A 25,915-nucleotide genomic window follows, 5' to 3' on the forward strand; every position below is an offset into this window, starting at 1 on the left:
TTTTATAATAGAAATATTATAAAGAAAAAGGAGGAAATTGAATGAAGAAGAGTAAAGTCAAACGTATTATTGCACTATTGCTGACCTTCGCTCTGGTACTGGGAAGTATACCGGCAGATATGCTGGGAACTGTTCTGGAAGTAAAAGCGGAGCCTGAAAAGACTCCGCTTTTGCATTATGACTTCTCGGGAACATCGGCCGAAGACGGCCAGTTGATCCAGGATGTCTCAGGGAACGGCAACGATGGTGTCATCAGGGGAAATCGTGCACAGATTTCCAACGGTACTCTAACCCTTCCGGGCGGCGCTAACGGGAGCGATGCCGCATACGTGGAACTGCCGGAGGGGATGTTTGACGGAAAGGATACCCTGACCATTTCCCTGTGGCTGAAAAACGATACCGGCAAGGGAAATTATGCAGCTATGTTTTTCGGCAGCAAGGAACTTGTAAACGGCATGCCCCTTCACTACTGGATCTTAAATCCGTGTAATCTGGAGCAGGGAGCAATGAAGACCGCTCTTACAGACGAGGTTGCACAGGATGGAATGCCATATCTCCATGAAGCCGGTTTTACCACAAACGAGGCTTCTACCGGGGAAAGAATACTGGGACCCGCTACTGACAGCAGCTGGGGTCTTTACACCACGGTTATTACTGCAGATACACTTACCGGATACTATAACGGAGAAAACATGGGTACGGTAAGCTTGCGAAGAAGCGCCAGTGATTTTGGCAGTGATCTGGTATCTTACATTGGAAAATCTCTGTATCCGGACAAACTTTACAAGGGCGGAGTCAGAGATGTCAAAGTATATACCGACGAACTGACAGACGATGAGGTACAGGCAGAGTACGATCAGGGTATCGTAAACCTGGATGCCTCTGAGCTGACGATGGGAGGACTGGATGCTGTTGTTGAGGATCTGGTGCTTCAGGATGCAGGGAATTACGGCTCTTCTATCACCTGGGAGACCAGTGATGCAGCTGTAGTAGAGGCAGACGGTACCATACACAGGGCTCCTTCTGAGGAGGGGGACAAATCTGCGGTGCTTACTGCCACCATTTCATATGGAACTCTCGGCGCAAGTACGACAAAAGAATTTCCTGTTACCGTAAAGGCACAGGCAGAGCTTACGAAAGAGGAAAGCCTTCTGCTTCATTATGAGTTTGCCGACGGAGCGGCGACAGAAGGAAGTACTGTTGCGGATACTTCAGGTAATGGGAACGATGGTACAATTCATGGGAAAAACGCTGGCATAGCCGATGGAACATTAACCCTTCCGGGCGGTGCCAATGGTTCAGGCGCAGCCTATGTACAGATGCCAACCGGGATGTTTGACGGGCGGAATACCCTGACAATCTCCTTCTGGCTGAAAAACGAGACAAAAAATGGGGATTACGCTGCTATGTTTTTCGGAACTACAGAAAATTATCCCAGACAGTACTGGCTGTTTAATCCCTGCAACCCCGCAGGACTTATGAAATCTGTTGTTACTAACGGCAACGACAGCGGCGCACCCTGGTCCACAGAGTACGGGATATCTCCAACAAATGCCGCTCAGGGAATTGCTGGACCCGCTACAGGGGAAGGCTGGACCTATTACTCCACGGTAATCACTAAAGATTCTATTACAGGATATCATAATGGCGTAAAGGTGGGCACGGTAGAGACCAACAGGCCTGTTTCTCAGTTCGGAAGCAATCTGGTGGGATATATCGGAAGGTCTTCCTATCCGGATAAATATTATAAGGGCGGCGTTAAGGACGTAAGAGTATATACGAAGGCCTTAACAGAGGATGAAATTATAGAAGACTACAGTGATACTGCAGATGAATCGGTTATCCTGGAGATGCTCAATAAGGATAAGGCAGCATTAACCCTTCCAACAACCGAAATCAGAGGGGATATCACCCTTCCTGATGCGGGATCTGTGTATCAGTCTTCTATTACATGGGAATCTGATAAAACGGAGTATATTACAAATGACGGGAAGGTAAACAGACCGCCAGACCAGGATGTGGATGTAACTCTGACAGCTACTTTGACATTAAAGGGGCAATCCGTAACAAAAGAGTTTCCGCTTACCGTAAAGTACAATAATCCTGAGGGAGATCTGGTGGCAGCAGTAAAAGATCTTTCCATCGGAACGTACTACGTAACAAAGGATCTTACTCTGCCTGCAGCTGCTGCCAATGGTGCTACGGTTACATGGACCTCGGACAGCCCGGAATATATTGGTAATGACGGTAAGGTTACAAGACCGGAAGACGGTGATAAGAATGTTACTCTTAAGGCGGAAATTACCCTGGGCGGAGTAACTGCACATAAAGATTTTCCGGCAGTAGTCCTTCAGAAACCTTACGGATACCTGCTTTCTTATACAGGGTCAAAAGACAAAAAAGGCTTTTCTGACACCAGCAGTGAGAATAAAGCGGCCCTTGCAAACAGCCTGCATATGGGATACAGCCAGGACGGCAGTACCTACAGCGCTCTGAATTACGATTCCGGTATCTGCTTTACGGATAATAAGGATGCTCTCAACGGTATTTTGTCTCCGTATCTTTTCAGAAAAGCAGACGGAAGCTATGCATTTGCAGCGACCAATAATAATAACTACAGCTACATATATGTATTTGACTCAGAAGACCTGCTTCTTTTTAACAATGAATCAAAATTGGATCTGAATACGGATAAGAAGGTTTTGGAACCTGTCTGCGAGTGGGATGGTGAGAAATATATTATTACCTGGACAGATGGAGAGAAAATCTATCAGAATACATCCGCAGATCTGCAGACAGCCTCTGCTCCCGTTGAGGTACAGGGAAGAGATAAGGATAGTGTTGAGGCTGCCATACCGGGCGGAGCCAATGCCGGCAACGTACTGGAGGTAAACCAGAAAGAGTATGAAAGAGTAGTTAAAAAACTGGCTCCTGTTGTGAATACAGGCATCAGCAGTCTTCCATCTTCCGTGACCGTACAGGCGGAAGAGGGTAAATTACCGGATACCGTTCAGTCTGTGGACGCGTCCTACAGCGACGGATCCAATGCGGAGATTCCAGTAACCTGGGATGATTCCAGTGTAAACTATAAAAAGGATGGTACCTACACCGTATCAGGTAAGGTGGGGTATCCTGAATATGATAATCCGTTTATTGAGTCCAAGGCAGATCCATGGATCACCAAAGGGGATGACGGGTATTACTATTTTACGGCATCTTATCCAATGAACGGCAGCAGTGATTCCAACGGGTATAGTCGTGTGACTCTGCGCAGAGCTAAGACCATCAAAGGCCTGCAGACAGCGGAAGAGGTCTCTATCTGGAACTGGAGCGCTGCAGAGGGCGTATACCGCTATATCTGGGCACCTGAGATTCACCAGATAAACGGCAGATGGTATGTATTCTTTACAGGAAGTGTAGAGAAGAATAACCCATTTGGCATTCGTCCCCATATCCTTGTATGCAAAGAGGGCGGCAATCCAATGGATCCTGCATCCTGGAACGTGCAGAGAATGGAAGCATCTAATGGAGATACATTGTCATTTACAAACTTTTCACTGGATATGACACACTTTGAGGCGGGCGGACAGCACTATGTAATCTGGGCACAAACCATTGGGAATTCCAGTCTGCTGATCGCAACTATAGACCCGGATGAACCGTGGAAACTGACTTCAGAGCCGCAGGTGCTTACCGTTCCGGAGTATGCCTGGGAGCGCATCCGCTATAACGTGGATGAGGGTCCCTCTGTATTAAAACGGGATGGAAAAGTGTATATGTGCTTCTCAGCCGCAGGTACCGGAGCTGAATATTGTATCGGTATGATGACGGCAGATGAAAATGCGGATCTTCTGAATCTGGATAACTGGACAAAGACACCATACCCCGTATTGAATTCAGCGGATGTGGAAGGAGAATACGGGCCGGGGCACAACTCATTTACTACAGATGAGTACGGCAATGATATTTTTGTGTACCATGCCAGATCTACAACAACCGTAAACGGAGATCCTCTGCATGATCCCGGACGCCATGCCAGAATCAAGACGGTACACTGGGCAGCCGACGGAACACCGATTCTGAAAATGACCGAGGAGCAGGCTGTGGATCCTCAGTATCAGGAAGTAACCATGACCGTTAAGATTGAGGGAAATCAGGAAGAGCCGGATCCTGACATTATTGCCAAATATGATTTCAGCGATGGCGTAAAGGATGTATCAGGACATGGCAATAATGGTAAAATAGTAGGAAATGTTACCGTCCAGGATGGCGTTCTCACCCTTCCGGGTGCTACTGCCAGCCAGAATACAAATTATGTGGAACTTCCGGGCAGTATGTTTGCAGGCCAGAATACATTGACTGTGGACCTGTGGGTAAAGAATGAGTTAGATCCGAATAATTACGCGGCTATGTTCTTTGGGACAAAGGAGGATCTGCCGGTCAGCTACTGGCTGCTCAATCCGTCCAACCCGGCCGGGAATATGAAAACGGTATTTACCAATACGGTTAATGCAAAAGAACCTTATTTGACAGAGGTGGGTATCTCACCCTCAGACAGTACAAAAGGGATTGCAGGACCATCCACAAAGTCTCTGAAGGGCCAGTGGGTAAAATATACTACGGTAATTACGGAAGACAGCATTACGGGCTATATGAATGGAGAAAAGGTAGGAACTGTCCCGTTAGACCGAACAGTAAGCGATTTTGGTTCGGATCTGGCAGCGTATCTGGGCAAATCATCCTATCCGGATCCTATTTTTAAAGGCTCCTTCAAAGATATTACGATCTACAATAAAGTACTGACAGATGAGGAAATTGAAAAGAGCTACCTTGAAGGGCTGTCCGACGAGGAATCTGTCCGCCGTGCAGCAGAAGAATATGTGATAGAAGGCATTGACAATGGAATTATTACCGGAGATCTGGGGCTTCTTACAAGGGATGACAAATATAATGTAGGAATCAAATGGGTCAGCGGTAATCCTATCTATGTTACCAATGCGGGTAAAGTAGTAGGAAATGTAAAAGAAAAAACTAAAATAAAGGTTACAGCTACCTTCAGCAAGGGAGAGGCCAGCCTGGAAAAAGTATATGAGGCTTATCTGCTTCCTGCAGGGACAACCGATTATTCTATGGACATTGACGGAAATAATATCGGGGTTGATATCAACGATCGTCTGGTAGGCTTATTCTTTGAAGATATCAATAATTCCGCAGACGGCGGCTTAAATCCTGAAATGGTTAAGAACAATTCCTTTGAGAATTACCGCTATGACGGGGGACGCAGAGTCAATGATTACAAGAATATGTGGAACTGCGACGCAGCAGACAGGTTTGCAGTTGCCTCTGAGAATCCTCTGAACGGGAACAACCCGAATTATGCGGTGCTTACAGGAGATTTGACACTTACAAACAATGGATATACGCCTATTAACTCTCTGGGTACACCTTCCATGGCAGTAAAAGAAGGGGTGGATATGAACTTCTCTGTATTTACAAAAGCAGATCCATCCTACGCCGGAGTAATGAAGGTGAAACTCCAGAACGCGGCAGGCGAGGCACTGACGGATGAAATCACAGTTGAGCCCGCTAAGACAGGCGAGTGGACAAAGGTTACCGGAAAACTTACCGGCAAAGCAACAGAAAAGGGCCAGCTGGTATTCAAAGTAGAGGGAGCAGGAGAGGGTGCGCTCAGTGTGGACCTGATCTCTGTCAGCCCCCAGGATACGTTTGGATACGGGGACACCAATTATGGACACGGTGCAGGTCTGAGAGCTGACCTGGTGCAGAAGATTGCAGACATCAATCCTGGATTTATCCGTTTCCCGGGCGGCTGTATCATTGAGGGCGCTTACGAGTGGGATACCTACTATGACTGGGAGAACACCATTGGGCCTCTGGAGGAAAGGAAACAGATTCCTAACCTTTGGGGCAATGATGCGACCTACGGTTACATGCAGTCCTATGGATTCGGATATCATGAAATCCTCTCCCTCTGTGAAGAGATTGGTGCAGAAGCGTATCCAATCTTAAACGCAGGTGTACTCTGCCAGGCAAGAAGCAACAATATACCGGCAGCAACCGGAGAACTCTTAGATCAGTTTGTAAAGGATGCAACGGATCTGCTGGATTACTGCTGGGGCGATCCTGCCACCAATGAAATGGCAGCCAAACGTGCACAGAACGGGCATGAAGAAACCTTTGACCTGAAATACGTGGGCATTGGAAATGAAAACTGGGATGACAAATACTTTAAGAACTTTGACATTATTTATGACAGAGTCATGGAATACAAAGAGGCCAATTATCCGGATCGGGAACTGACCGTAATTGCAGCTTCCGGAACAGCCGCAGATGATGGAAACAATCAGAAGGCATGGAACTGGCTGAAGCAAAATCATGAAGGTGATAACATCCTGGTGGATGAACATTACTATGTAGGTACTAATTTCTCACAGAGACAGGACGATCGTTATGACTACTTCTTAAGAGAAGAGGAAGGCGGACTTCCCGTATTTCTGGGTGAATATGCTACCCATGTTGGGGTACCCAACAGCATGGAATCAGCATTGTCAGATGCTGCTTATATGACCGGTATCGAGAGAAACAGCGATATTGTAAAGAATGTTTCCTATGCGCCTCTGTTTAACAAGATGGGCAGCACCAACTGGCAGACTGACCTCATCTGGTTTGATGAGTATAACAGCATTGGATCCATCAACTACTATGTGCAGCAGATGTTCTCCAAATACACAGGAGACCAGACGATAAAGGCGCTTCTTGACAGACAGGGTGAACGGTATACGGTAAATACAGGAAGCCCGGTACTGGCCACCTACGCAACAAAAGGGTATGTGGAAAGCGTTAAGGTTACCAGAGAAGACGGGACAGTACTTCTGGACGAAACCTTTGAGGATGACAGTGAAACACTGGATCTCTGGGAGAAATTCCCCGGATCGGGCGGCAGCTTTGAGATCAAGGACGGAAAACTCTACCTGTCCCAGGCATCTGCCACCAATGGGGTATGGATTCCCAGTGTAGTAAACGATCCTGAATGGTATGACTATAAGGTAGAAGCCGTTGTAGTAAAAGAATCCGGCAATGAAGGATTTATGGTAGGCGCAGGAGCCACCAGCGGCAGTGACTACTATTGGTATAACATGGGTGGGTGGTCAGACAGCAGAAATGTTGTACAGAGGTCACGTACTAATTCAGACGGCAATGTAATCTCCAACGATCATGAATGGTACAATTCCAGTTACTATTCATCGCCTGGATATACGAAGTTCCCAGTAAATGAAGCGGTAACTGTAAGCTTTAATTATGGAATTAACGATCGTCTGGAAGCCGGCTATACCTCAGCAAGTGTGACACGCTATGCAGAGGATTACAGTATGAACTTAAGGCCATACCATAACGACATCTACAACACTGTCTCCAAAGACGATGACTATGTATATGTAAAATTGGTCAACACGGAGAGCGGCAATAAACAGATCACCTTAAATCTGTCTAATTTGAATATCACAGGCAGCGAGGCGTCTGTTATATCTCTGAAGGGCGACAGTTTGAATGCAGTAAATACTATGGACAATGGGGGCATTACGCCTCAGAAATCTTCCGTTTCTATTGCTGGAAGTAAAGTGGTTTATAAGGTACCTGGATATTCAGTAAATGTGATTATGATTCCGCTGAGCGGTCAGGGACCTGTGGATCCGGTTGAAATCAAGATTAATCCTTCCCAGGCAGAAGTGGCTGAGGGTGACAGTGTTGCTCTTACCGCAACCGGAAATTATGAGGGAAGCCTGACATGGAGTTCTTCTGATGATGCTATTGCCATTGTAGATCAGAACGGCAAGGTGACAGGGGTGAAAGAAGGAACAGTGACCATTTCAGCTGCCGACAGCAAGGGGAACAAGGGAACCGCAGAGGTTACTGTTATAAAAGAGCCGGAGAAGCCCGTGGAAATCAAACTGGATCCTGCAAAGGCAATTGTACCTGCTGCAAGCAGCCTTACAATCACAGCGACCGGAAATTATGAGGGAAGCCTGACATGGAGTTCTTCTAATGAAAAAGTTGCGGCTGTGGATCAGAATGGCAAGGTAACGGGAATCAAAGAGGGCAAAGCGATTATCACTGCAGCTGACAGCAAGGGAAATAAGGGTTCAGCTGAAGTAACGGTTACCAAAAAGCTGCAGCCTCACTGGGTGGCAGAGAACGGAAAGTGGAAGTATGACAACGGAGACGGAACCTTTGCCGTGGAATGCTGGAAACAGATTCGCGGTCAGTGGTATTATTTTGACGGCGACGGCTACATGAAGACCGGTTGGCTCTTTACTGGAGGCCAGTGGTATTATCTGAACAGAGATGGTATTATGGAAACTGGATGGGTCTATGTGGGAAGTACCTGGTACTATCTGAAGGATAACGGGGCGATGGCGACGGGCTGGCTGCAGGATGGCAGCACCTGGTATTACCTGAAGAGCAGCGGAGCGATGGCAACGGGCTGGCTGCAGGACGGAAAGACCTGGTACTACCTGAAGAGCAGCGGAGCGATGGCAACAGGCTGGCTGCAGGACGGAAAGACCTGGTACTACCTGAAGAGCAGCGGAGCGATGGCAACGGGCTGGCTGCAGGACGGAAAGACCTGGTATTACCTGAAGAGCAGCGGGGCAATGGCAACGGGCTGGCTGTTGGACGGAAAGACCTGGTACTACCTGAAGAGCAGCGGAGCGATGGCAACGGGCTGGCTGTTGGACGGAAAGACCTGGTATTACCTGAAGGACAGCGGAGCAATGGCAACCGGCTGGATTCAGGTAGGCGGAAAATGGTATTACCTGAGAAGCAATGGAGCTATGGCTTCTAATACATGGATTGGCAAGTACTATGTAAATGGTTCCGGAGTTTGGACGAAAACAAGATAATAGGCAGCATGCAGGGCAGTGCCGGGGGAATCCTCCTCCGGCACTGCCTTTATCTTTGGCTTTGGTGGTTTCCTTTCTTTCACAGACGAGGATGCAACATATTTATGCAAATATATGATAAAGTGATAGAAATGAGAGATAGATTACGAAATAACAGGTAAGAGAACGTTATCTTACTATGACAATGCCATGGCAATATCCAAACACGGGGGCAGACACTATGAAAATAAATGAGGACAATTTTATTACCCGGCTGAAAGCCAAAGATGAAAGGGCGCTGGAATATGTAATTGATGCATACGGATGGGTTATAAAAAGTGTGATCCGAAAGCATCTGTACCATATGAAGCCCTGCCAGGAGGAATGCATGAATGATGTCCTTATGGCTATATGGGATAATATCCAATATTATGACCCGGGAAAAAGCAGCTTTCAAAACTGGATTGCGGGGATCGCCCGGTACAAATCAGTAGATTATCTCCGCAGGTATTTAAAAGAGCTGAATTATCAGAGCTGGGAAGAGGGATTGGTGAAGGAGGAAGCAGGGGAGCAGATGGAGTTTCTGGAAGAAGAACTTTCTGAGGAGACGGAATCCATGCTGAACTGCCTGAAACCTAAGGACCGGGAGTTATTTGAACGGCTTTTTCTGGAGGAACAGGATATAGACACAGTAAGCAGTGAGACTGGCATGAAAAAGGAAGTCATCTATAACCGGGTATCCAGAGGGAAAAAGAAGCTGCGGAAACTGTTTAGTATATCCTGATCGGAGAGGAGAGAAGCCATGGAAAAAAATATTTATACTTTACTAAATGAAATAGAAACCGATATGGATCATTACAAAAGAGAGGACTTGTCAGAGTTTGAGAAGAAAAGGCTGAAAGTATATACCGGCAAGTTAAGGAAGAAAAAACACAGAGTCAGGAAAACAGCAGCGGCAGCCGCCTGTGCAGCAGCAGTACTGGGCGCTGTGGGCATTACAATGTTCAGCGATCAGGTATATGCCCAGATTAAGGCAGTTTCCTATGACATTGCATCTTTTTTAGGAATTAAAAAGGATTTGGCTCCATACAAAACAGTGGTTAGCAAGTCTGTTACCAAGGAAGGCTTGACAGTGACATTAAACGAGGTGATCCTGGACAAGGATGAACTGGTAATTTCGGTCACGCAGACCTCTGAGGATGGCTACCCAACAGAAAAAAGCCAGGCAGAGGCTTCGCTGGACGCGTTTCTTTATATTAACGGCAGGGAAGCGTCTGGTTCAGCCAGCGGGGGCGCAAGGAAAATAAGCGAGGACACAATCGAAAGTGTCATAAACTGTGATGTAAAAAATCTGAATATGGATGAAAAGTACGATATCGAACTGAAGTTTTACCGGCAGGGAGACTTTGACACAGCCTGGGAGTTTGCCTTTTCCACCAGCGGAGAAGAACTGGCCGAACATACCCGGGAGATACCTCTGTATGATTCCTTCGAACTCCCTGACGGCTCTTCCATTACCCTGGACACTTATACCAGCAACGATCTGGGACAAAAAATTTATTTTTCCTCAGACCGGAAGAGAATTGAGTACGATATTATGCTGAAAGGAGAGGATAACCTGGGGAATCCTGTAAGTTTCTATTTATCCAGATTAGAAGGAAATAAAGGAAAGCTTAAAATAGACGATTTGGCAGGTGAGATTTCGGAGGACGCCGCCAGTCTGCAGCTGACGCCGTATGCAGTAGCCTTTCCTAAGGAAAGCGGTAAGATGAGCAGTGATTATGAGCAGGTGGGGGATGCGGTTGAAATTAAACTGCAGTAAACGCTGGATAGAAATGCTTTAGTATACAAAAAATGGTATAATGTTTTATAAATAAAAGCTTGGATGGCATATAGAAGGTTATCCAAGCTTTTGTATCCATATTTACAAGGATATAGCTTATGGAGTATCGAGTGCTTATAACAGAAAAAAGTCATTAAGAGGAGAACAGTATGAAACTGGATACAGAGGATTTAATAGTTAATTTGTTTTTTAGAAAAAACTTTAGAAAGAGAATTAAATATGAATTAAAACGAGAAGATAAACGGAGAAGTTGCCTGGACCGTCTAGAACTTTGTTACTATAATAAATACCTTGACATGGACTTAGGAATATCATTAAGGAAGATTCCACTATCGGATCATAAAGACTTATTGGTTAAATACGGAGCAGAAAAAAGTTGTTATTTGCTGGGAATTGATATTGAGGATGGTGGGGCAGAGGCTGCAATAGACGAAGCCATTGAAATAGCATGGCGGAATCAGGGGGCATGTTTGGTTTACTGCGGAAATGGAGTTGCCTATTTTGCAACTGAGATATACTTAGGGTCACAGACTAGGACGGCGTATCTTTTATACAACAAAAATTATTTGCAATTTATTAAGTGAAAAACCTATTAGTTTAAAAAGATTGGATTTTTTGTTATTGAACTATACAAAGAAGATCTCGCCCGTCCTAATTCTGTTTTAATATGAAATGTACCTTTTTCAATAATGGCTAGAAATATATTATTGTAATTAAAATTTAGATTTGCTGTAATCATATGGGATGCTGGTCCCAACTACCACATCGTCAATTTTTTCAAGAATCAGCCAATCATCCATATTCCCCTGATGCTCAAAGGTAAGAGGCGGTATCTTTTGGACTGATTCAAATTCTACCAGGCAAAGGCATTTTTTATGCCAGCGGGTTTTCTGCTTTTCCGATAGGTTTAACTTACTCTGGTTTTTTTCTAATATAGCAGTAATTTCATCTTCTGGGAGCTTTACATAATTCTCCACATTACAGACAACTGCTTTGGCTGAGATTAAAAGGCTTCCCTTTTCCATAAAGTAGAGAGTTTCTCCTGGGAATACCCTGCTGTGGGGTATTTTTCTGCCAGCGGCACCTCTGACCACCATGGTTTTTGTTCCGTTTATAATTTTATCCAGTACCTTCTCTCCCTTTTTCCCTGTATTATCGCAATATACTAAATGTACCATTTTTAATCCTCCTTAATTATAATAGGTATCCATATTTGACTGGGATATTCACTGCTGTAAGAATTTCCGTCACTGTACCACTCCAGTTCCGGACATGAGGCGTGCTGAAAGGGATATTTCACCAGCCACTCTTTCCGCAAATAATCCCATCCCTCCTGAATTGCCTGGGGGACCGGCCCCCTGCAGTCAAAGACTGCCCAGGACGTTTCCGGTATCTGCATTTCACAAAATCCTTCCGGCAGGATATAATCCGAAATTGCCATGATTGCGTATGAAAGCTGGTCTGATGCCTCGTCATACTTTTCTGATATGCCGAATAATCCCTTGGGTTTACCAGTATCTAAAGAAATTATCCGGGAATAAATGCCGTTTTTCTGGCATTCATTCCAGAAACCAGGTATTTCTGTCTGGGGAGATCCTGCTATGCATGAAATACTGGCCCGTTTCCCAATAAGCCGGAAAGATGGCTTATGCTCAATCCTCCAGGAGTATTTATTCCTTGTATATACCTGCATTCGTGGCAGTACCTGCAGCCTGGCAGATGCGCCTCTTGCCTCTTTGGGTGAAATTCCATGAAACTGCTGAAATGCCTTTGTAAAGGATGTTGGTGAGTCATACCCGTATTTATAACTCAAATCCACTACCTTAATAGGGCTGCTTTTCAGATCATATCCGGCCAGTGTTAGTTTGCGGTGACGCACGTATTCGGCATAACTTATCCCGTTCATATAAGAGAAGACCTTCAGAAAAAAATGGTAAGAACAGCCGGATATTCTCGTGATTTCATCCATGTCTACAGGCTCCTCTTTCCGCTGCAGATGATCCTCTGTATAATCAATAATCCTTTGAAGCTTGTCGTTCCAATCCATTTGCGATCCTCATTCTTTATATGATTTACTATTGTATCATTTGCGGAGGGATATTACCTCTCTTTTTGTGTACGAGGCGGATAGTAAATATAGGAAATGGGGATTGGAGTATAAAATTTTGTGTGCCTTCTTAGGGGAGTGCGATATCTTGAACAATAAACTGAGCAGTAAGAAAAACGGCGTGTTCCTGAAATAGAACACGCCGCAGTTTATTATACAGGCATACCAACAACAAAGAAATACATAACAATAAAGTGACATATGCTACCGCCCATAACAAAGAGATGGAAAATCTCATGTGACCCAAAATTTTTATGCTTAGAATTGAAAATCGGCAGCTTCAGGGCATAGATGATCCCTCCTACGGTATAGATAATCCCGCCAGCCAAAAGCCAGCCAAATGCAGCGGGAGAAAGTGTGTTCATAATTGGGCGGAATGCCAGAACGCAAAGCCACCCCATAGCAATGTACAGTACGGAAGAAAACCATTTGGGACAGGTGATCCAGCAAGCCTTAATCAGAATACCGGCAATGGCCACAGCCCATACTACTGCACAGAGCATTGCACCAGTCCTGCCGTGCAGAACAATTAGACAAATGGGAGTATAACTGCCGGCGATCAGGATAAAGATCATCATATGGTCCATTTTCCGGAGCCGTCTGTTAATAGTATCAGAGGCATCCACTGTGTGGTAGATTGTGCTTGCAGCATACAGTAAAACCATGCTTAAGATAAAAATACTCATAGCTATCATGTGTATATTTCCAGGTTCACGGGCCGCTTTCAGAAGCAGAGGCAGGGCGGCAAGAGCAGCCATGAGGCATCCGATAAAATGAGTAATGGCACTTCCAGGTTCCTTTGGTTTAAAATTCATAATAATTCCTCCTTTAATACTGTTGCTTAATTGCTATATAATTGCACAAATAATATATGGTAAAATAAGAAAAACTATTACATGTAGTTATTAAAACTACATGTTGATATAAGTATATTACACCCTCGTATTTAAAAAATCAAGGGTATATTTAAATTATTTGATAGACAAAGTATATAAAGGAGAAAGAGGGACGTGTTCTTTCTAAAAAGAACACGTCCCAAATTAAGAACGGCCTGTCCCAAATTGGATGAGACCTGTCCCTTTTACTTAAAAATTAAACTCTTCTTCCCATGGGAACTGTTCGGATTCCTCCAGACTTTTTGGCCAATGGCTGCACCATTGCGGCACCTTGGGGTTTTCTACCCGATCCAGACTGGGAGTGTACGGCTTTATGTCCAGGACTGGTGTATTGTGGTCGGCGTCGATGTAGGGGAGGTGAATGATTCCCTTCTCATAATCGATATGCGTAATTTCTGCAGTGGACAGGGCGATGGGATTGGGCCGCACAGGGGATCTTGTGGAAAAGATACCCATGATTTCGGGAGCATTTTTGTAGGGCTGTTCTGCGGTGAGGACGGATCGGGCCCCGTGGTCATCAAAGTGGCTGAACCACCAGATAACGTTAATGTGGCTGAATCCGTCTAATGCCTGGAGTGCAGGGATTACCCGGGGATTCAGCTGAACAAAAGTACCGTTTTCATTGTTGCAGATGGTTCCGATAGAATGTACTTGATAGGTTGACATAAATTACCTCCGTTTTTCTTGAATAATTGTTTATGATTTCAAGTTAGACCCTCACACCATGTGAGAGTCAAGGAAAAACGCCATGCAATATGTAATTGCACGGCGCGGCGTTAGTTTTTTTCTAAAGGTATCTGTATTTCTGTCAAATAATTCTGGGGAGAGGTCTCATTCCAAGGACCGCGGTGGACGATTTGGCGGGTTGGGTTCCCCATTCTGTATTCGCTGTTCTTCTGCAGCCACCGGGCAAATGACAGGTATGCTCCGGCTATGTTGGAAAATGGTCCGTAAACCATGGTACTGGCCATAGAAGGTACAGGTTCTGTTATGCGGTATGCGAACTCCCCGCAACTGTTACCGGGTGTTTTTACCAAAGCACACAGTTCCACATCAACATTTTGCTCTTTATACCCCTCGTCGTAATATATAGAAAAGGTTTCTTCTGTTACAGGTACTCTCTGCTCTAAAGCAAACGCAGATAATTCACTCCACAGCTCTCCTTCGGCATAATAATCTGGAATAATCCTTCGCAGGGAGAGAACCTGATAAGCAGGAATAGATTTAACGGTAACATGGTAATGTATCTCACTTTTTCCGGTTAAAAGTTCTTTTTTGGCAAGTTGAATTTTCTTGAGTTTTTCTTTTTCCAGAAGAATAGATTGCTCTATTTCTGAATATTTCCTGTCCAGCTCTTCGATCATTGCTGTACAGTCACAGCTTTCAAGCACCTTTGCTATCTCAGACACCTGGAAACCGCTGTCTCTCAGGTATATAATTTTGTTAAGAATGGGTATTTGCTCTATGGAATACAGACGGTAACCGGTCTGGGGATCAATCCTGGCGGGTTTTAACAGCCCTGCTTCATCATAATATCTCAGCATGCGGATAGTTACCTGTGTAAGTTTTGAAAATTCTCCGATTCTGAACATAGGTGCCTCCATTTATAGAAAGATACTAAGGACTTTCTTGTGTATAAGCCCTTGCATAGTATTATATATAGTTCATACTGGTTCTTCAAGGTAAGAAAAGAGAGGGCACCGCATTTTAAACAATGCGATGCTCCTTGTTTTACTATCTACTGGAAATAACAGAATCTATCAGACCATATGTTAGTGCTTCTTCGGCACTCATAAAGTAATCCCTATCGGTATCTTTTTCAATTTCTTCCATGGTGCGCCCTGTATTTTCGGATAATATTCTATTTAATTTTTGTTTGCTTTTTTGCATATAATCAGACATTATTTTTATATCGCTGGCTGGTCCTTGGATACCGTTCCCATGCATAGCCGGCTGGTGTATCATGATTTCAGCATTAGGTAACGCCATACGCTTGCCATGTGTACCTCCGGCTAATAAAAATGCTCCAAAACTTGCAGCCATGCCAATACATATAGTAGCGACATCACACTTGATGTATTTCATGGTGTCATAAATTGCTAACCCGGCAGTTACAGAACCTCCCGGACTATTAATGTATATATGTATATCTTTGTCTGGATCTTGGGCTTCCAAAAAAAGTAATTGTGCCACAATTAAACTGGCAGAGGTGTCACTTACTTCTTCTCCCAGAAATATAACTCTGTCTGACAGCAAACGTGAAAAAATATCATAGCTGCGTTCCCCCCGGCTCGTTTGCTCAATGACATAAGGAATTGTACTCATGCTGCGTTCTCCTTGCACATACTGATAAATAGACTATATTTTGTTTTATAGAAATTCTTGCACAGGGAGATTCTGCTTTGCTTTGGTACAAACACCCCGATATTCCTATAAGTTTTGGGGGGATATACATATAATTGCTTAAAAGCAAGTGAAAATGCCTGTTGAGATTCATATCCAGCTTCATAAGCAATTCTTGTGATTGGATCGTTCGTTTTTATCAATTTTTCCGCAGCGATTGTAAGTCTGCGGCTTTGAAGGTATTTATAAATGGTAATTCCAGTACATTCCGAAAATAACCGGTTAAGATAAAATTTTGAATATCCAACGCTTCTGGCAATCTTATCTACGTTAATTTCTTTCTCAATATTATCCTCAATATAATTCAAGACTTTTTTTACAATCTCGTTTTGCTGTTTCATAGTTTTGCCTCCTTTTTATTATTATAACAAGCCTGAGCTTGTGTGTCTTAATAAAAAGTGCTGTATTGCTGACAATTGGGTCTTTCACAAAGTGTGCCAATATACCTTACAAGCATTATTTGGTGCGCTGACAAAAAAAACGCCGCCCCAGTTTTATAGGGCAGCGTTCATCGTAAAGTGATAGGATTTTATGTATCTTAATAGTTCTCAGCTTTTCTTTCGAAGTAAGCTCTCGGATGGGCACATACCGGACAAACCTCAGGAGCCTGGTCAGCTTCGTGTACATAACCGCAGTTTCTGCATTTCCATCCCAAAGGAGCGTCTCCTTTGAAGGTTTCTTCTGCTTTCATATGCTCCAGTAACTTTAAGTAGCGTTTTTCGTGAGCAGCTTCTACTCTGGCAACACCTTCAAATTTCTGTGCCAGTTCCTCAAAGCCTTCTTCTCTGGCTTCCCTGGCCATGCGTGCATACATGTCAGTCCACTCATAGTTCTCACCGCTGGCTGCGTCTTCCAGATTAGCCACCGGATCCAGAATTCCGTGGAATTCTTTAAACCACATTTTAGCATGCTCCTTTTCCTGATCTGCTGTTTCCAGATATAAAGCAGCTAATTGCTCATAACCGGCTTTCTTTGCAGCGGAAGCGTAGTATGTATATTTATTTCTTGCCTGTGATTCACCTGCAAAAGCGTCCATCAAGTTCTGCTCTGTTTTAGTTCCTGCGTATTTAGACATTGTAAAATCCTCCTTTGGTTTGGTTAATGACTACACCTTTATGTATATCATATATGCGGGCTTCGATTCCGTCAACCTCTGCCCGCATATACTGTATGAATATAAAATTTGTGAGACAAATTAGTCAAAAGAATAAATTAACCGAAGTATCTCTTTAACAGGCCTTCGAAAGCTTTGCCGTGGCGTGCCTCATCTCTGGCCATCTCATGAACGGTATCGTGAATAGCATCCAGGTTAGCGGCTTTTGCACGCTTAGCCAGGTCAAACTTACCGGCAGTAGCGCCGTTTTCAGCTTCTACTCTCATTTCAAGGTTTTTCTTGGTGCTGTCTGTTACAACTTCCCCAAGCAACTCAGCAAATTTAGCTGCGTGCTCTGCCTCTTCATAAGCAGCTTTTTCCCAGTATAAACCGATTTCAGGATATCCTTCTCTATGGGCAACTCTTGCCATTGCAAGGTACATACCGACTTCTGAACATTCACCTTCAAAGTTTGCTCTCAGGTCAGCAAGGATGTCTTCGCTAACGCCCTTTGCCACGCCGACAACGTGCTCTGCAGCCCAAGTCTTTTCTCCGCCCTGCTCGATGAATTTCTCAGCGGGAACTCCGCAAACCGGACATTTTTCAGGTGCTGCATCTCCTTCGTGAACATAACCACATACACTACATACGAATTTTTTCATTGTGAATTCTCCTTTTCTTTTTTAAAAATTGTTTTTTGGGTTTTAAATGCTTAACTCATAGTTTTTGGAGGGACTATGATGTTGCGTGCTAATAATAGTAATTGTTACTGATATTAATTTAACATATTGGGTTAAAATTGTCAAGTATATTTTGGAAAAATTTTCTATGTTTACAGGTTTTTTATGCATTCTTCACAAATGCCGTAAAAATTTGTTATATGACCGTCGATCTTTCCGTTAAAATTTTTACTGGCCACATCTTTTATATAACCGATGTCTTCCATGTCCAAGTCGATGACACTGTGGCAGCTGCGGCAGATAAAGTGATAATGTGGTGCTACATTGCCGTCAAAACGGTCAGGGCCGTCACCGGTAGAGATCTTGTTAATTTCACCGATATTGGCCAAAAGGGAAAGATTGCGGTATACAGTACCCAGGCTGATATTCGGATAAATGGTACGGATGCTGTCGTAGATAGTATCAGCAGTGGGATGATCATATCGATTTTGCAGAAACTCTTTAATGGATTCCCGCTGTCGACTGTATTTTAATGCCGCCATATTTCCTCCTTTCAATAATAGTAATTGTTACTAATATTACTATACTATACTTGATTAAAAAAGTCAAGTATAAAATAAAAAAATGAAAGGGTAAAAGGGGACAGGCCGGTCTTATTTTGGGACGTGTTCTTTTTAGAAAGAACACGTCCCCCATTAAAGTTTAGCCGAAGTATCTCTTTAACAGACCTTCGAAGGCTTTGCCGTGGCGTGCCTCATCTCTGGCCATTTCATGAACGGTATCGTGAATAGCATCCAGGTTAGCGGCTTTTGCACGCTTAGCCAGGTCAAACTTACCGGCAGTAGCGCCGTTTTCAGCTTCTACTCTCATTTCAAGGTTTTTCTTGGTGCTGTCTGTTACAACTTCCCCAAGCAACTCAGCAAATTTAGCTGCGTGCTCTGCCTCTTCATAAGCAGCTTTTTCCCAGTATAAACCGATTTCAGGATATCCTTCTCTATGGGCAACTCTTGCCATTGCAAGGTACATACCGACTTCTGAACATTCACCTTCAAAGTTTGCTCTCAGGTCAGCAAGGATGTCTTCGCTAACGCCCTTTGCCACGCCTACAACGTGCTCTGCAGCCCAAGTCTTTTCTCCGCCTTGCTCGATGAATTTCTCAGCGGGAACTCCGCAAACCGGACATTTTTCAGGTGCTGCATCTCCCTCGTGAACATAACCACATACACTGCATACGAATTTTTTCATTATGATCTCTCCTTTTTTGTTTGAAATTTAATGGTAAAGTTACCTGTTACATTATGTAACCTGTACGTTTTTTAATAATAGTAATTGTTACTGATATCAATATAACTTATTAGATTAAAAAAGTCAAGTATAAATTGAAAAAAATTAGAAATATATGGATTACGCCTCCCCATCTCATGGAAAACGCGGGGATATGGCTTGGGGCTATGGTAAGCAGTACCCTCCCTTACCATAGCCCTAAGACCTCCTCCCTTGACCGTCCGTCTGCGCCCCTCCGCTTGCCGACTATTTCACCCCGAACTTCACATACACAAAACTATAATTTAACAGATCTCCGCCCCCGCCGGCATATCTTTCTCCGGAACCATCAGGGCCAGTTCACCATTTTCATTTTCTGCACAGAGTATCATACCTTCGGACACAACGCCTGCCAGTTTGGCTGGTTTAAGGTTCACCAGCACCATAACCTTTTTCCCTACCATTTCCTCTGCTGTATAATGTGCCTTGATTCCAGATACGATCTGCCTAACCTGGCTGCCGATTTTTACCTGGGAGCATAGCAGCTTTTTGGATTTTTTTACTTCCTCGCAGGATAGGATCTCTCCTACCTGGAACTGCATTTTCATGAAGTCGTCAAAGGTAATCTCCTCTTTTGCCTCTATATCAATTCCGTTGGATTCCGGAGCGGGAGACTCTTCCTGAGAAGCCTCGGCGGCCTTTTTTTCTTCTACTTTCGCCAATACTTCCTTTACATCCAGGCGGGCGAACAGGATTTCCGGTTTTTCTGTTACTTTACTGCCGGAGGGATATAACCCAAAGGTGGACAGCTGGTCATAGGATCTTCTCTCTGCATGCAGCTGGCCCAGGATTTTCTGGGTAGTCTCAGGCATAAAGGACTCCAGAAGGCCGGCGCCGATACAGATTCCCTCTACCAGATTGTAGAGCACAGTGGAGAGTCTTTCTTTTTTTGACTCATCTTTGGCAAGAGCCCATGGCATTGTCTCATCAATATATTTGTTGCAGCGCTTAAAGACTGCGAATATTTCAGTGATTGCGTCGGCAACCCTCAGATCTTCCATTTTAGCGGCCACCTTTTCTCTGGCAGCGGTGACTACGGACTTCAGATCCCCGTCAACTTCTTCTTCAACGCCTGTGTTGGAAACAACGCCCCCGAAGTATTTGTTGGACATGGAGATGGTACGGTTCACCAGGTTGCCCAGGGTGTTGGCCAGCTCTGAGTTCATTCTCTCCACCATCAGTTCCCAGGTTATGACGCCGTCATTTTCAAAAGGCATCTCGTGAAGCACAAAGTAACGCACTGCGTCAACTCCGAAAAAGTCTACCAGTTCATCCGCGTACAAAACATTACCTTTGGATTTGCTCATCTTGCCTTCGCCCTGGAGCAGCCATGGGTGGCCGAATACCTGCCTGGGAAGGGGAAGATCCAGTGCCATTAAGAAGATTGGCCAGTAAATGGTATGGAAGCGGATGATGTCCTTGCCGATCAGGTGAAGATCTGCAGGCCAGTTTTTCTTAAACAGGTCAGAGCTTTCTCCGTCACACTCGTATCCGATGCCTGTAATATAGTTTGTGAGGGCATCCAGCCATACATAGACTACGTGCTTAGGATCAAAATCCACGGGGATTCCCCATTTGAATGAGGTTCTTGAGACACAGAGATCCTGCAGGCCCGGGAGCAGGAAGTTGTTCATCATCTCATTTTTTCTGGATACCGGCTGGATAAATTCCGGGTGGGTGTTGATGTGCTCTATTAAACGGTCTGCGTATTTGCTCATTTTGAAAAAATAAGCTTCTTCTTTGGCAGGGGTGACTTCTCGGCCGCAGTCAGGGCATTTGCCGTCCTTCAGCTGGGACTCCGTAAAGAAGGACTCACAGGGGGTACAGTACATGCCTTCATAGTATCCTTTGTAGATATCCCCCTTGTCATATAACTTCTTAAAGATTTTCTGGACCTGTTTTTCGTGGTCTGCGTCTGTGGTGCGGATAAATTTATCGTAAGAGGTATTCATCAGATCCCAGATGCTTTTGATTTCTCCGGCTACGCTGTCTACGAACTCTTTGCAGGTTACGCCGGCCTCGGCAGCCTTTAATTCGATTTTCTGGCCGTGCTCGTCAGTTCCTGTCTGAAAAAATACGTCGTAACCCTGTTGTCTCTTAAATCTGGCAATACTGTCTGCCAGAACAGCCTCGTAGGTATTTCCGATATGAGGCTTTCCTGAAGTATAGGCGATTGCCGTTGTCATATAGAATTTCTTTTTTTCCATGTTCATTTCCTCCTGGCTGGGATGGAACTCTCCCTTGTTTGCTTGTATTAGTAAAGCACGATATTGAGCAGTAAAACAAAAAAAACCGCCCTCCGGATGCAGCTGCATTCCAGAAGACGGGATTGTCCCGTGTTACCACTTCTATTTATCCATATCTCGCGATATGAACCTCATGGAGTACCTATACCGGCGGGGTGTCTGTACCGGGTCTATACTCTTTCGCTATAACAGGCGAATCCTGTTGCAGCCTTGCGGCGGATATACCGTTCGGTGCACCTCTCAGAAGCCATGTTCAGTGATCTCTTACATATCCCTCTCAGCGTTGTATGCATCTATAAAAAGATAACAGACTTGCGGGAATTCTCTGTAATGCAGGGGGACAACATACTCTCTTCGTCATCGTGTTTTCCTATTAAAAGTTATGTTAGCATGGTTCTTCTGATTTGTAAAGGGGGATAAAATTATTCCTGAAGATCCAGACGGCGGCTCCAGCGCAGGAAGGTATCCTGGGATACCTGCAGACGGCGGGCCCCCTCCCGGGAGCTGATAAAACCCTGTGTCCAGAGGCTTTTTACTTCATGAAAGTTATCCGGAACGGGCTTGGAAGGGCGGCCGAATTTGACGCCCCTGTATTTGGCTGCGGCAATTCCTTCCATCTGCCGTCTGCGGATGCTTTCCCTCTCTGTCTGTGCCACATAGCTTAAGATCTGCAGGACCAGATCTGCGATAAAGGTTCCCGTCAAATCGTTTCCCTTTGCACGGGTGTCCAGAAGGGGCATATCCAAAACCACAATATCTGCCGCTATCACCTTTGTAAGAATACGCCATTGTTCTAATATTTCATTATAATTACGTCCCAGCCGGTCAATGCTTTTTACAACCACCAGATCTTTTGTCTTAAGGGTATTTATCATTTTTTGATAGGCCGGCCGCTGAAAGTCCTTGCCGCTTAGTTTATCGATAAACATCTTCTGATCCTGAACGGGAAATTCCCTCAGAGCCAAAACCTGCCGGTCTATATTTTGCTCCTTGCTTGAAACTCTGATATAACCGTATACTTCCACTGAAAAACCTCCTATTTTGATTTTACTGATATCTCGAGCAACTGTTTCTGTAATATGTGCAAAATCTGGATGTAAGTAAAAAATTGCCATCTCAGATGTAAACCGGAGAATGGCAATCTCAGAAAAACTCCTTCCAGACAAACAAATGCCCGGGCGAAAGAAATGGTAGAATTTACCGTTCTTTTCCCGCGGCAATATTTGCGGCACAGTTCTATAAGAATTTGACAGTAAATCCGCAATATTTACCAGTTTTAACAATGGATTTAATGTGTATTTACTATAGCACAATTGAACGAAAAATTCTACTTTTTCATTCAATTGTTCCTATATTATTATTTTACCCATGTACTAAAATAATATCAGCAAAAGAAAGTTAAAACACAGTAGAAATAAATATAATCTGAAAAGGAAGGGATATATATGCATGTTAGTAAAAAACTAATTGATTTGAACTATTGCCGCAGCTGCCTGAATGAGACATATCATATGAATCTCAGAAGAAAAGATGTGGTTATTCTGCAGTTTCCTCAGGTCTGCAGCTGCTGCGGACAGGTGAAGAATATTGTGTGTGGTTCCAGAGGCGCTTCCAGATTTATGATGTACCTGAAGGTAAGATAGTAAGATCCCATACCGGGAATACTTTGCAGGTATATAAAAATGGTACCAGCTGCTGAAGACACATCTGGTACCACCTTAGAATTTAAAGAACTTTTTCCCATACTTCCCTGCCAGCAGGGGTATTGGCTATGCCCCCCTTGCCGGTTTCTTTCAGAGACTCATCCATTTTTTCCCCCACCTCTCTCATAGCATCGATTACCTGATCCGGGGGGATTCTGCTTTCGATTCCCGCCAGCGCCATATCGGCACAGGAAAGCCCGTTTACGGCTCCGATGACATTTCTTTTGACACAGGGTACTTCTACCAGACCGGCTACCGGGTCGCAGACCAATCCCAAAAGATTTTTCAGTGCCATAGCCGCACCGTGTACGATCTGCCGGTTGGAGCCGCCTTTCAGGTACACCAGAGCGCCGGCGGCCATGGCGGAGGCTGATCCGATCTCTGCCTGGCATCCCCCGGACGCCCCGGCGATAAAGGCCCTGGCGGCAATTACCTGCCCGATGCCTGCGGCTACATAGAGGGCTTCTATCATTCTATCCTCCGGCGCCTTTCCCTCCTGATAGAGGGGGACCAACACGGCAGGCAGGACACCGCAGGCTCCCGCGGTGGGTGCTGCCACAATCCGTTTCATGCAGGCATTGGACTCACCCATTTCAAGTGCCTGAACAATAACCCGGGACATAAAATCTCCGCAAAGGGTCTGCCCGGACTGCCGGTACGCTTCCATCTTTCCGCCCATTCCCCCTACCAGACCGCTGCGGGACATCAGCTCTTTCTGGTAACCTTCGCTGGCTCTGAGCATTGCGTGCCACATTTCTCTCATTTTATCATAAGATTCTTCCACAGGTATGGTTCTTTCATTTATATCATCCTGGAGAACGGCTTCCCAGAAGGGAATGTCCTTTTCTTCGCAGAGATTTATAATGTCTTCCAGTGATTGGTATGCCATACGATTTATTCCTCCCCGTTTATATAAGTCACTTTAATTACACCCTCCAGATGCTCCAGCCATTTGACAGCATCCACTGGGACCGGCTGATCGGTTTCCACCACCATAACTGCATATCCGCCTCTCTTATCCCGGTAAAGCTGCATGGTAGCAATATTTACCGACTTGTGGGCAAGGGTAGAGGTAACTTCTGCCACGTGTCCCGGCTGGTCCAGGTTGTGTACGATGAGCGTAGGGCATTCACCGGTGCAGTTTACGGTGATGCCGTCCAGTTTATTAATCATAATTCTGCCGCCGCCCAGTGAAGAAGCCTGAACCTCCAGCAGGTTTTTATTTTCCCCTTCTACCTTAAGGAGAGCCGTATTGGGATGCGCTCCGGGAATGTGGGCGGTTCCGATTGTAAAGCTAAGACCTTCCTCCTCCGCGATGGAAAAGCTGTCCGGTATCCTGGTATCATCCGGCTTCATACCCAGAAGTCCTGCCACTATCGCCCGGTCCGTGCCATGCCCCTTTCCGGTATCTCCAAAAGAGCCGTGCAGGCCGATTTCGGCCTTAATGGGACGGCTGCCCAGTAAAGTTTTGGTAAGTAAGCCGATTCTGACTGCACCTGCAGTGTGAGAACTGGATGGGCCTACCATGACAGGCCCTAAAATATCAAATATATTCATATAATTATCATTCTCCTTATGTGCCCGATTATTCTTATAAATAACAAAAAATCCAAAGAAATTCAATGATGCCCTCCGGTCATTCCTTCTTTGGATGAGATCACTATACTACAAAAAACGATGATAAGCAACAGAAAACTATTTATTCTGGGAAGGGACGTAAAAAAGATGGGATTTGCTCCAAAGCGTTATATTTTGTGAATGCCTCCTGCCGGTTTTGGATTGTGAATTATATTTTAGTTTCAAACTGACTGATGTATTTGAAAATACTTTCATAATTTGTGCACTTTAACGGTTATATTTTAGGGCATACTGACTCTGGGTTATGCATTTTTCCGTTTTGGGTGAAAGTATTTTCCATAAACTAAAATCTGTTGAAATGAATTTCACAAAGAATTATAATGGGCTTACAAACAGAGAACGAGAATATGAACGAAGGGAGTTTGATGATACCATGAATCCACGCATTGAATCGCTGCAGGGACATTTGATTGTATCCTGCCAGGCATTGCCCCATGAACCGCTGCATTCCTCATTTATCATGGGACGTATGGCACTTGCCGCAAAAGAAGGGGGGGCCTTTGGGATCCGCGCGAACACCAGGGAAGATATCGCTGAAATTCAGAAAAATGTAGATCTTCCGATTATCGGCATTGTGAAGAGAGATTATGAGGACAGCGCTGTTTATATCACACCCACTATGAAAGAAGTGGATGAGCTCATGGAGGTAAAACCTGAGGTTATCGCCCTGGATGCAACTGAAAGCCTCCGGCCCGGCCAGTTGACACTGGATGATTTCTATCATGAGATCCGAAAAAAATATCCGGACCAACTTCTGATGGCTGACTGTTCAACTGTTGAAGAGGCGCTCCATGCAGATCAGCTGGGCTTCGATTTTATAGGAACAACACTGGTGGGTTATACACCTCAGAGCCAGGGCAACAAAATAGAAGAGGATGACTTTGAGATAATCCGCACCATTCTGTCAAAGGTGACACATAAAGTTATCGCAGAAGGGAATATTAACACACCGGAAAAAGTCAGAAGAGTCATAGACCTGGGCTGCTACAGCGTTGTTGTGGGCTCTATTATTACAAGACCGCAGCTTATCACCAAATCCTTTGCAGAAGCACTGGATAAATAAAAGAAAAAGGAGAACGATTA

At 44.7% G+C, this 25,915-nt stretch carries 21 protein-coding genes; 6 read left to right on the plus strand and 15 right to left on the minus strand.

Annotated elements, in window-relative coordinates; genetic code table 11:
- Positions 1–41 precede the first annotated feature (41 nt).
- The 4 genes from ACGHCT_RS00315 to ACGHCT_RS00330 all read left to right on the plus strand — a co-directional run bounded on the left by ACGHCT_RS00315 (position 42) and on the right by ACGHCT_RS00330 (position 11,327).
- Positions 42–8,921, plus strand: a complete 8,880-nt coding sequence (locus ACGHCT_RS00315; protein WP_390437548.1) for an immunoglobulin-like domain-containing protein — start codon at positions 42–44, stop codon at positions 8,919–8,921.
- A 220-nt stretch (positions 8,922–9,141) separates the two neighbouring features.
- The gene (locus tag ACGHCT_RS00320) at positions 9,142–9,684 is read left to right on the plus strand and encodes a sigma-70 family RNA polymerase sigma factor (protein ID WP_390437549.1); all 543 of its coding nucleotides are present in this window, start codon (positions 9,142–9,144) and stop codon (positions 9,682–9,684) included.
- A gap of 18 nt (positions 9,685–9,702) precedes the next feature.
- Positions 9,703–10,722 carry a DUF4179 domain-containing protein gene (locus tag ACGHCT_RS00325; RefSeq protein ID WP_390437550.1) on the plus strand — a complete coding sequence of 340 codons (1,020 nt, stop codon included), beginning with the start codon at positions 9,703–9,705 and terminating at the stop codon, positions 10,720–10,722.
- A gap of 170 nt (positions 10,723–10,892) precedes the next feature.
- Positions 10,893–11,327, plus strand: coding sequence for a hypothetical protein (locus ACGHCT_RS00330; protein WP_390437551.1), 435 nt, complete (start codon positions 10,893–10,895; stop codon positions 11,325–11,327).
- A 129-nt stretch (positions 11,328–11,456) separates the two neighbouring features.
- On the opposite strand, the gene ACGHCT_RS00335 is transcribed toward ACGHCT_RS00330, so the two are convergent.
- The 13 genes from ACGHCT_RS00335 to ACGHCT_RS00395 all read right to left on the minus strand — a co-directional run bounded on the left by ACGHCT_RS00335 (position 11,457) and on the right by ACGHCT_RS00395 (position 22,516).
- The gene (locus ACGHCT_RS00335; protein ID WP_072853300.1) at positions 11,457–11,921 is read right to left on the minus strand and encodes a hypothetical protein; all 465 of its coding nucleotides are present in this window, start codon (positions 11,919–11,921) and stop codon (positions 11,457–11,459) included.
- Positions 11,922–11,923: 2 nt separating this feature from the next.
- The gene (locus ACGHCT_RS00340; RefSeq protein WP_390437552.1) at positions 11,924–12,790 is read right to left on the minus strand and encodes an effector binding domain-containing protein; all 867 of its coding nucleotides are present in this window, start codon (positions 12,788–12,790) and stop codon (positions 11,924–11,926) included.
- Positions 12,791–13,002: 212 nt separating this feature from the next.
- A complete protein-coding gene (locus tag ACGHCT_RS00345; protein WP_072853304.1) occupies positions 13,003–13,665 on the minus strand; it encodes a hemolysin III family protein in 663 nt (220 codons plus the stop codon).
- 270 nt (positions 13,666–13,935) lie between these two features.
- Complete coding sequence (locus ACGHCT_RS00350; RefSeq protein WP_072853306.1) at positions 13,936–14,412, minus strand: SAM-dependent methyltransferase; 477 nt, start codon at positions 14,410–14,412, stop codon at positions 13,936–13,938.
- A 110-nt stretch (positions 14,413–14,522) separates the two neighbouring features.
- Positions 14,523–15,338, minus strand: coding sequence for a MerR family transcriptional regulator (locus ACGHCT_RS00355; protein ID WP_072853308.1), 816 nt, complete (start codon positions 15,336–15,338; stop codon positions 14,523–14,525).
- Positions 15,339–15,480: 142 nt separating this feature from the next.
- Complete coding sequence (locus ACGHCT_RS00360) at positions 15,481–16,071, minus strand: ATP-dependent Clp protease proteolytic subunit (RefSeq protein WP_390437554.1); 591 nt, start codon at positions 16,069–16,071, stop codon at positions 15,481–15,483.
- The gene (locus ACGHCT_RS00365) at positions 16,068–16,490 is read right to left on the minus strand and encodes an AraC family transcriptional regulator (RefSeq protein ID WP_154261154.1); all 423 of its coding nucleotides are present in this window, start codon (positions 16,488–16,490) and stop codon (positions 16,068–16,070) included. The genes ACGHCT_RS00360 and ACGHCT_RS00365 overlap by 4 nt, the downstream gene beginning before the upstream one ends.
- Positions 16,491–16,687: 197 nt before the next feature.
- On the minus strand, positions 16,688–17,224 hold the full coding sequence (rbr, locus tag ACGHCT_RS00370; RefSeq protein ID WP_390437556.1) for a rubrerythrin: 537 nt from the start codon (positions 17,222–17,224) through the stop codon (positions 16,688–16,690).
- A 137-nt stretch (positions 17,225–17,361) separates the two neighbouring features.
- The gene (locus ACGHCT_RS00375; RefSeq protein ID WP_103710964.1) at positions 17,362–17,904 is read right to left on the minus strand and encodes an NADH peroxidase; all 543 of its coding nucleotides are present in this window, start codon (positions 17,902–17,904) and stop codon (positions 17,362–17,364) included.
- A gap of 170 nt (positions 17,905–18,074) precedes the next feature.
- Positions 18,075–18,464, minus strand: coding sequence for a transcriptional repressor (locus ACGHCT_RS00380; protein WP_103711489.1), 390 nt, complete (start codon positions 18,462–18,464; stop codon positions 18,075–18,077).
- 160 nt (positions 18,465–18,624) lie between these two features.
- A complete protein-coding gene (locus tag ACGHCT_RS00385; RefSeq protein ID WP_103710964.1) occupies positions 18,625–19,167 on the minus strand; it encodes an NADH peroxidase in 543 nt (180 codons plus the stop codon).
- Positions 19,168–19,490: 323 nt separating this feature from the next.
- Positions 19,491–21,452, minus strand: a complete 1,962-nt coding sequence (metG, locus tag ACGHCT_RS00390; protein ID WP_242946826.1) for a methionine--tRNA ligase — start codon at positions 21,450–21,452, stop codon at positions 19,491–19,493.
- Positions 21,453–21,913: 461 nt separating this feature from the next.
- Positions 21,914–22,516, minus strand: coding sequence for a recombinase family protein (locus tag ACGHCT_RS00395; protein WP_072854570.1), 603 nt, complete (start codon positions 22,514–22,516; stop codon positions 21,914–21,916).
- Positions 22,517–22,936: 420 nt separating this feature from the next.
- Here ACGHCT_RS00395 and ACGHCT_RS00400 point away from each other — a divergent pair, with 420 nt between their 5' ends.
- Positions 22,937–23,134, plus strand: coding sequence for a hypothetical protein (locus tag ACGHCT_RS00400; RefSeq protein WP_072854571.1), 198 nt, complete (start codon positions 22,937–22,939; stop codon positions 23,132–23,134).
- An 82-nt stretch (positions 23,135–23,216) separates the two neighbouring features.
- On the opposite strand, the gene sdaAA is transcribed toward ACGHCT_RS00400, so the two are convergent.
- Positions 23,217–24,083, minus strand: a complete 867-nt coding sequence (gene sdaAA, locus ACGHCT_RS00405) for an L-serine ammonia-lyase, iron-sulfur-dependent, subunit alpha (protein ID WP_072854572.1) — start codon at positions 24,081–24,083, stop codon at positions 23,217–23,219.
- 5 nt (positions 24,084–24,088) lie between these two features.
- Positions 24,089–24,751, minus strand: a complete 663-nt coding sequence (gene sdaAB, locus ACGHCT_RS00410; protein WP_072854590.1) for an L-serine ammonia-lyase, iron-sulfur-dependent subunit beta — start codon at positions 24,749–24,751, stop codon at positions 24,089–24,091.
- Positions 24,752–25,205: 454 nt separating this feature from the next.
- On the opposite strand from sdaAB, the gene ACGHCT_RS00415 reads away from it, so the two are divergent.
- Positions 25,206–25,895 carry an N-acetylmannosamine-6-phosphate 2-epimerase gene (locus ACGHCT_RS00415; RefSeq protein WP_390440103.1) on the plus strand — a complete coding sequence of 230 codons (690 nt, stop codon included), beginning with the start codon at positions 25,206–25,208 and terminating at the stop codon, positions 25,893–25,895.
- The last annotated feature ends 20 nt before the right edge of the window (positions 25,896–25,915 follow it).

It is taken from the genome of Lactonifactor longoviformis (genome assembly GCF_042848515.1).
Classification (GTDB): domain Bacteria; phylum Bacillota; class Clostridia; order Lachnospirales; family Lachnospiraceae; genus Lactonifactor; species Lactonifactor longoviformis.

Coding starts and splice junctions, on each gene's coding strand:
- ACGHCT_RS00350 (WP_072853306.1), bottom strand. CDS start 14,412: ATGTCAACCTATCAAGTACATTCTATCGGAACCATCTGCAACAATGAA.
- ACGHCT_RS00340 (WP_390437552.1), bottom strand. CDS start 12,790: ATGGATTGGAACGACAAGCTTCAAAGGATTATTGATTATACAGAGGAT.
- metG (WP_242946826.1), bottom strand. CDS start 21,452: ATGGAAAAAAAGAAATTCTATATGACAACGGCAATCGCCTATACTTCA.
- ACGHCT_RS00335 (WP_072853300.1), bottom strand. CDS start 11,921: ATGGTACATTTAGTATATTGCGATAATACAGGGAAAAAGGGAGAGAAG.
- ACGHCT_RS00330 (WP_390437551.1), top strand. CDS start 10,893: ATGAAACTGGATACAGAGGATTTAATAGTTAATTTGTTTTTTAGAAAA.
- ACGHCT_RS00315 (WP_390437548.1), top strand. CDS start 42: ATGAAGAAGAGTAAAGTCAAACGTATTATTGCACTATTGCTGACCTTC.
- sdaAB (WP_072854590.1), bottom strand. CDS start 24,751: ATGAATATATTTGATATTTTAGGGCCTGTCATGGTAGGCCCATCCAGT.
- ACGHCT_RS00325 (WP_390437550.1), top strand. CDS start 9,703: ATGGAAAAAAATATTTATACTTTACTAAATGAAATAGAAACCGATATG.
- rbr (WP_390437556.1), bottom strand. CDS start 17,224: ATGTCTAAATACGCAGGAACTAAAACAGAGCAGAACTTGATGGACGCT.
- ACGHCT_RS00380 (WP_103711489.1), bottom strand. CDS start 18,464: ATGGCGGCATTAAAATACAGTCGACAGCGGGAATCCATTAAAGAGTTT.
- ACGHCT_RS00345 (WP_072853304.1), bottom strand. CDS start 13,665: ATGAATTTTAAACCAAAGGAACCTGGAAGTGCCATTACTCATTTTATC.
- ACGHCT_RS00360 (WP_390437554.1), bottom strand. CDS start 16,071: ATGAGTACAATTCCTTATGTCATTGAGCAAACGAGCCGGGGGGAACGC.
- ACGHCT_RS00365 (WP_154261154.1), bottom strand. CDS start 16,490: ATGAAACAGCAAAACGAGATTGTAAAAAAAGTCTTGAATTATATTGAG.
- ACGHCT_RS00415 (WP_390440103.1), top strand. CDS start 25,206: ATGAATCCACGCATTGAATCGCTGCAGGGACATTTGATTGTATCCTGC.
- ACGHCT_RS00375 (WP_103710964.1), bottom strand. CDS start 17,904: ATGAAAAAATTCGTATGTAGTGTATGTGGTTATGTTCACGAAGGAGAT.
- sdaAA (WP_072854572.1), bottom strand. CDS start 24,083: ATGGCATACCAATCACTGGAAGACATTATAAATCTCTGCGAAGAAAAG.
- ACGHCT_RS00400 (WP_072854571.1), top strand. CDS start 22,937: ATGCATGTTAGTAAAAAACTAATTGATTTGAACTATTGCCGCAGCTGC.
- ACGHCT_RS00320 (WP_390437549.1), top strand. CDS start 9,142: ATGAAAATAAATGAGGACAATTTTATTACCCGGCTGAAAGCCAAAGAT.
- ACGHCT_RS00355 (WP_072853308.1), bottom strand. CDS start 15,338: ATGTTCAGAATCGGAGAATTTTCAAAACTTACACAGGTAACTATCCGC.
- ACGHCT_RS00385 (WP_103710964.1), bottom strand. CDS start 19,167: ATGAAAAAATTCGTATGCAGTGTATGTGGTTATGTTCACGAGGGAGAT.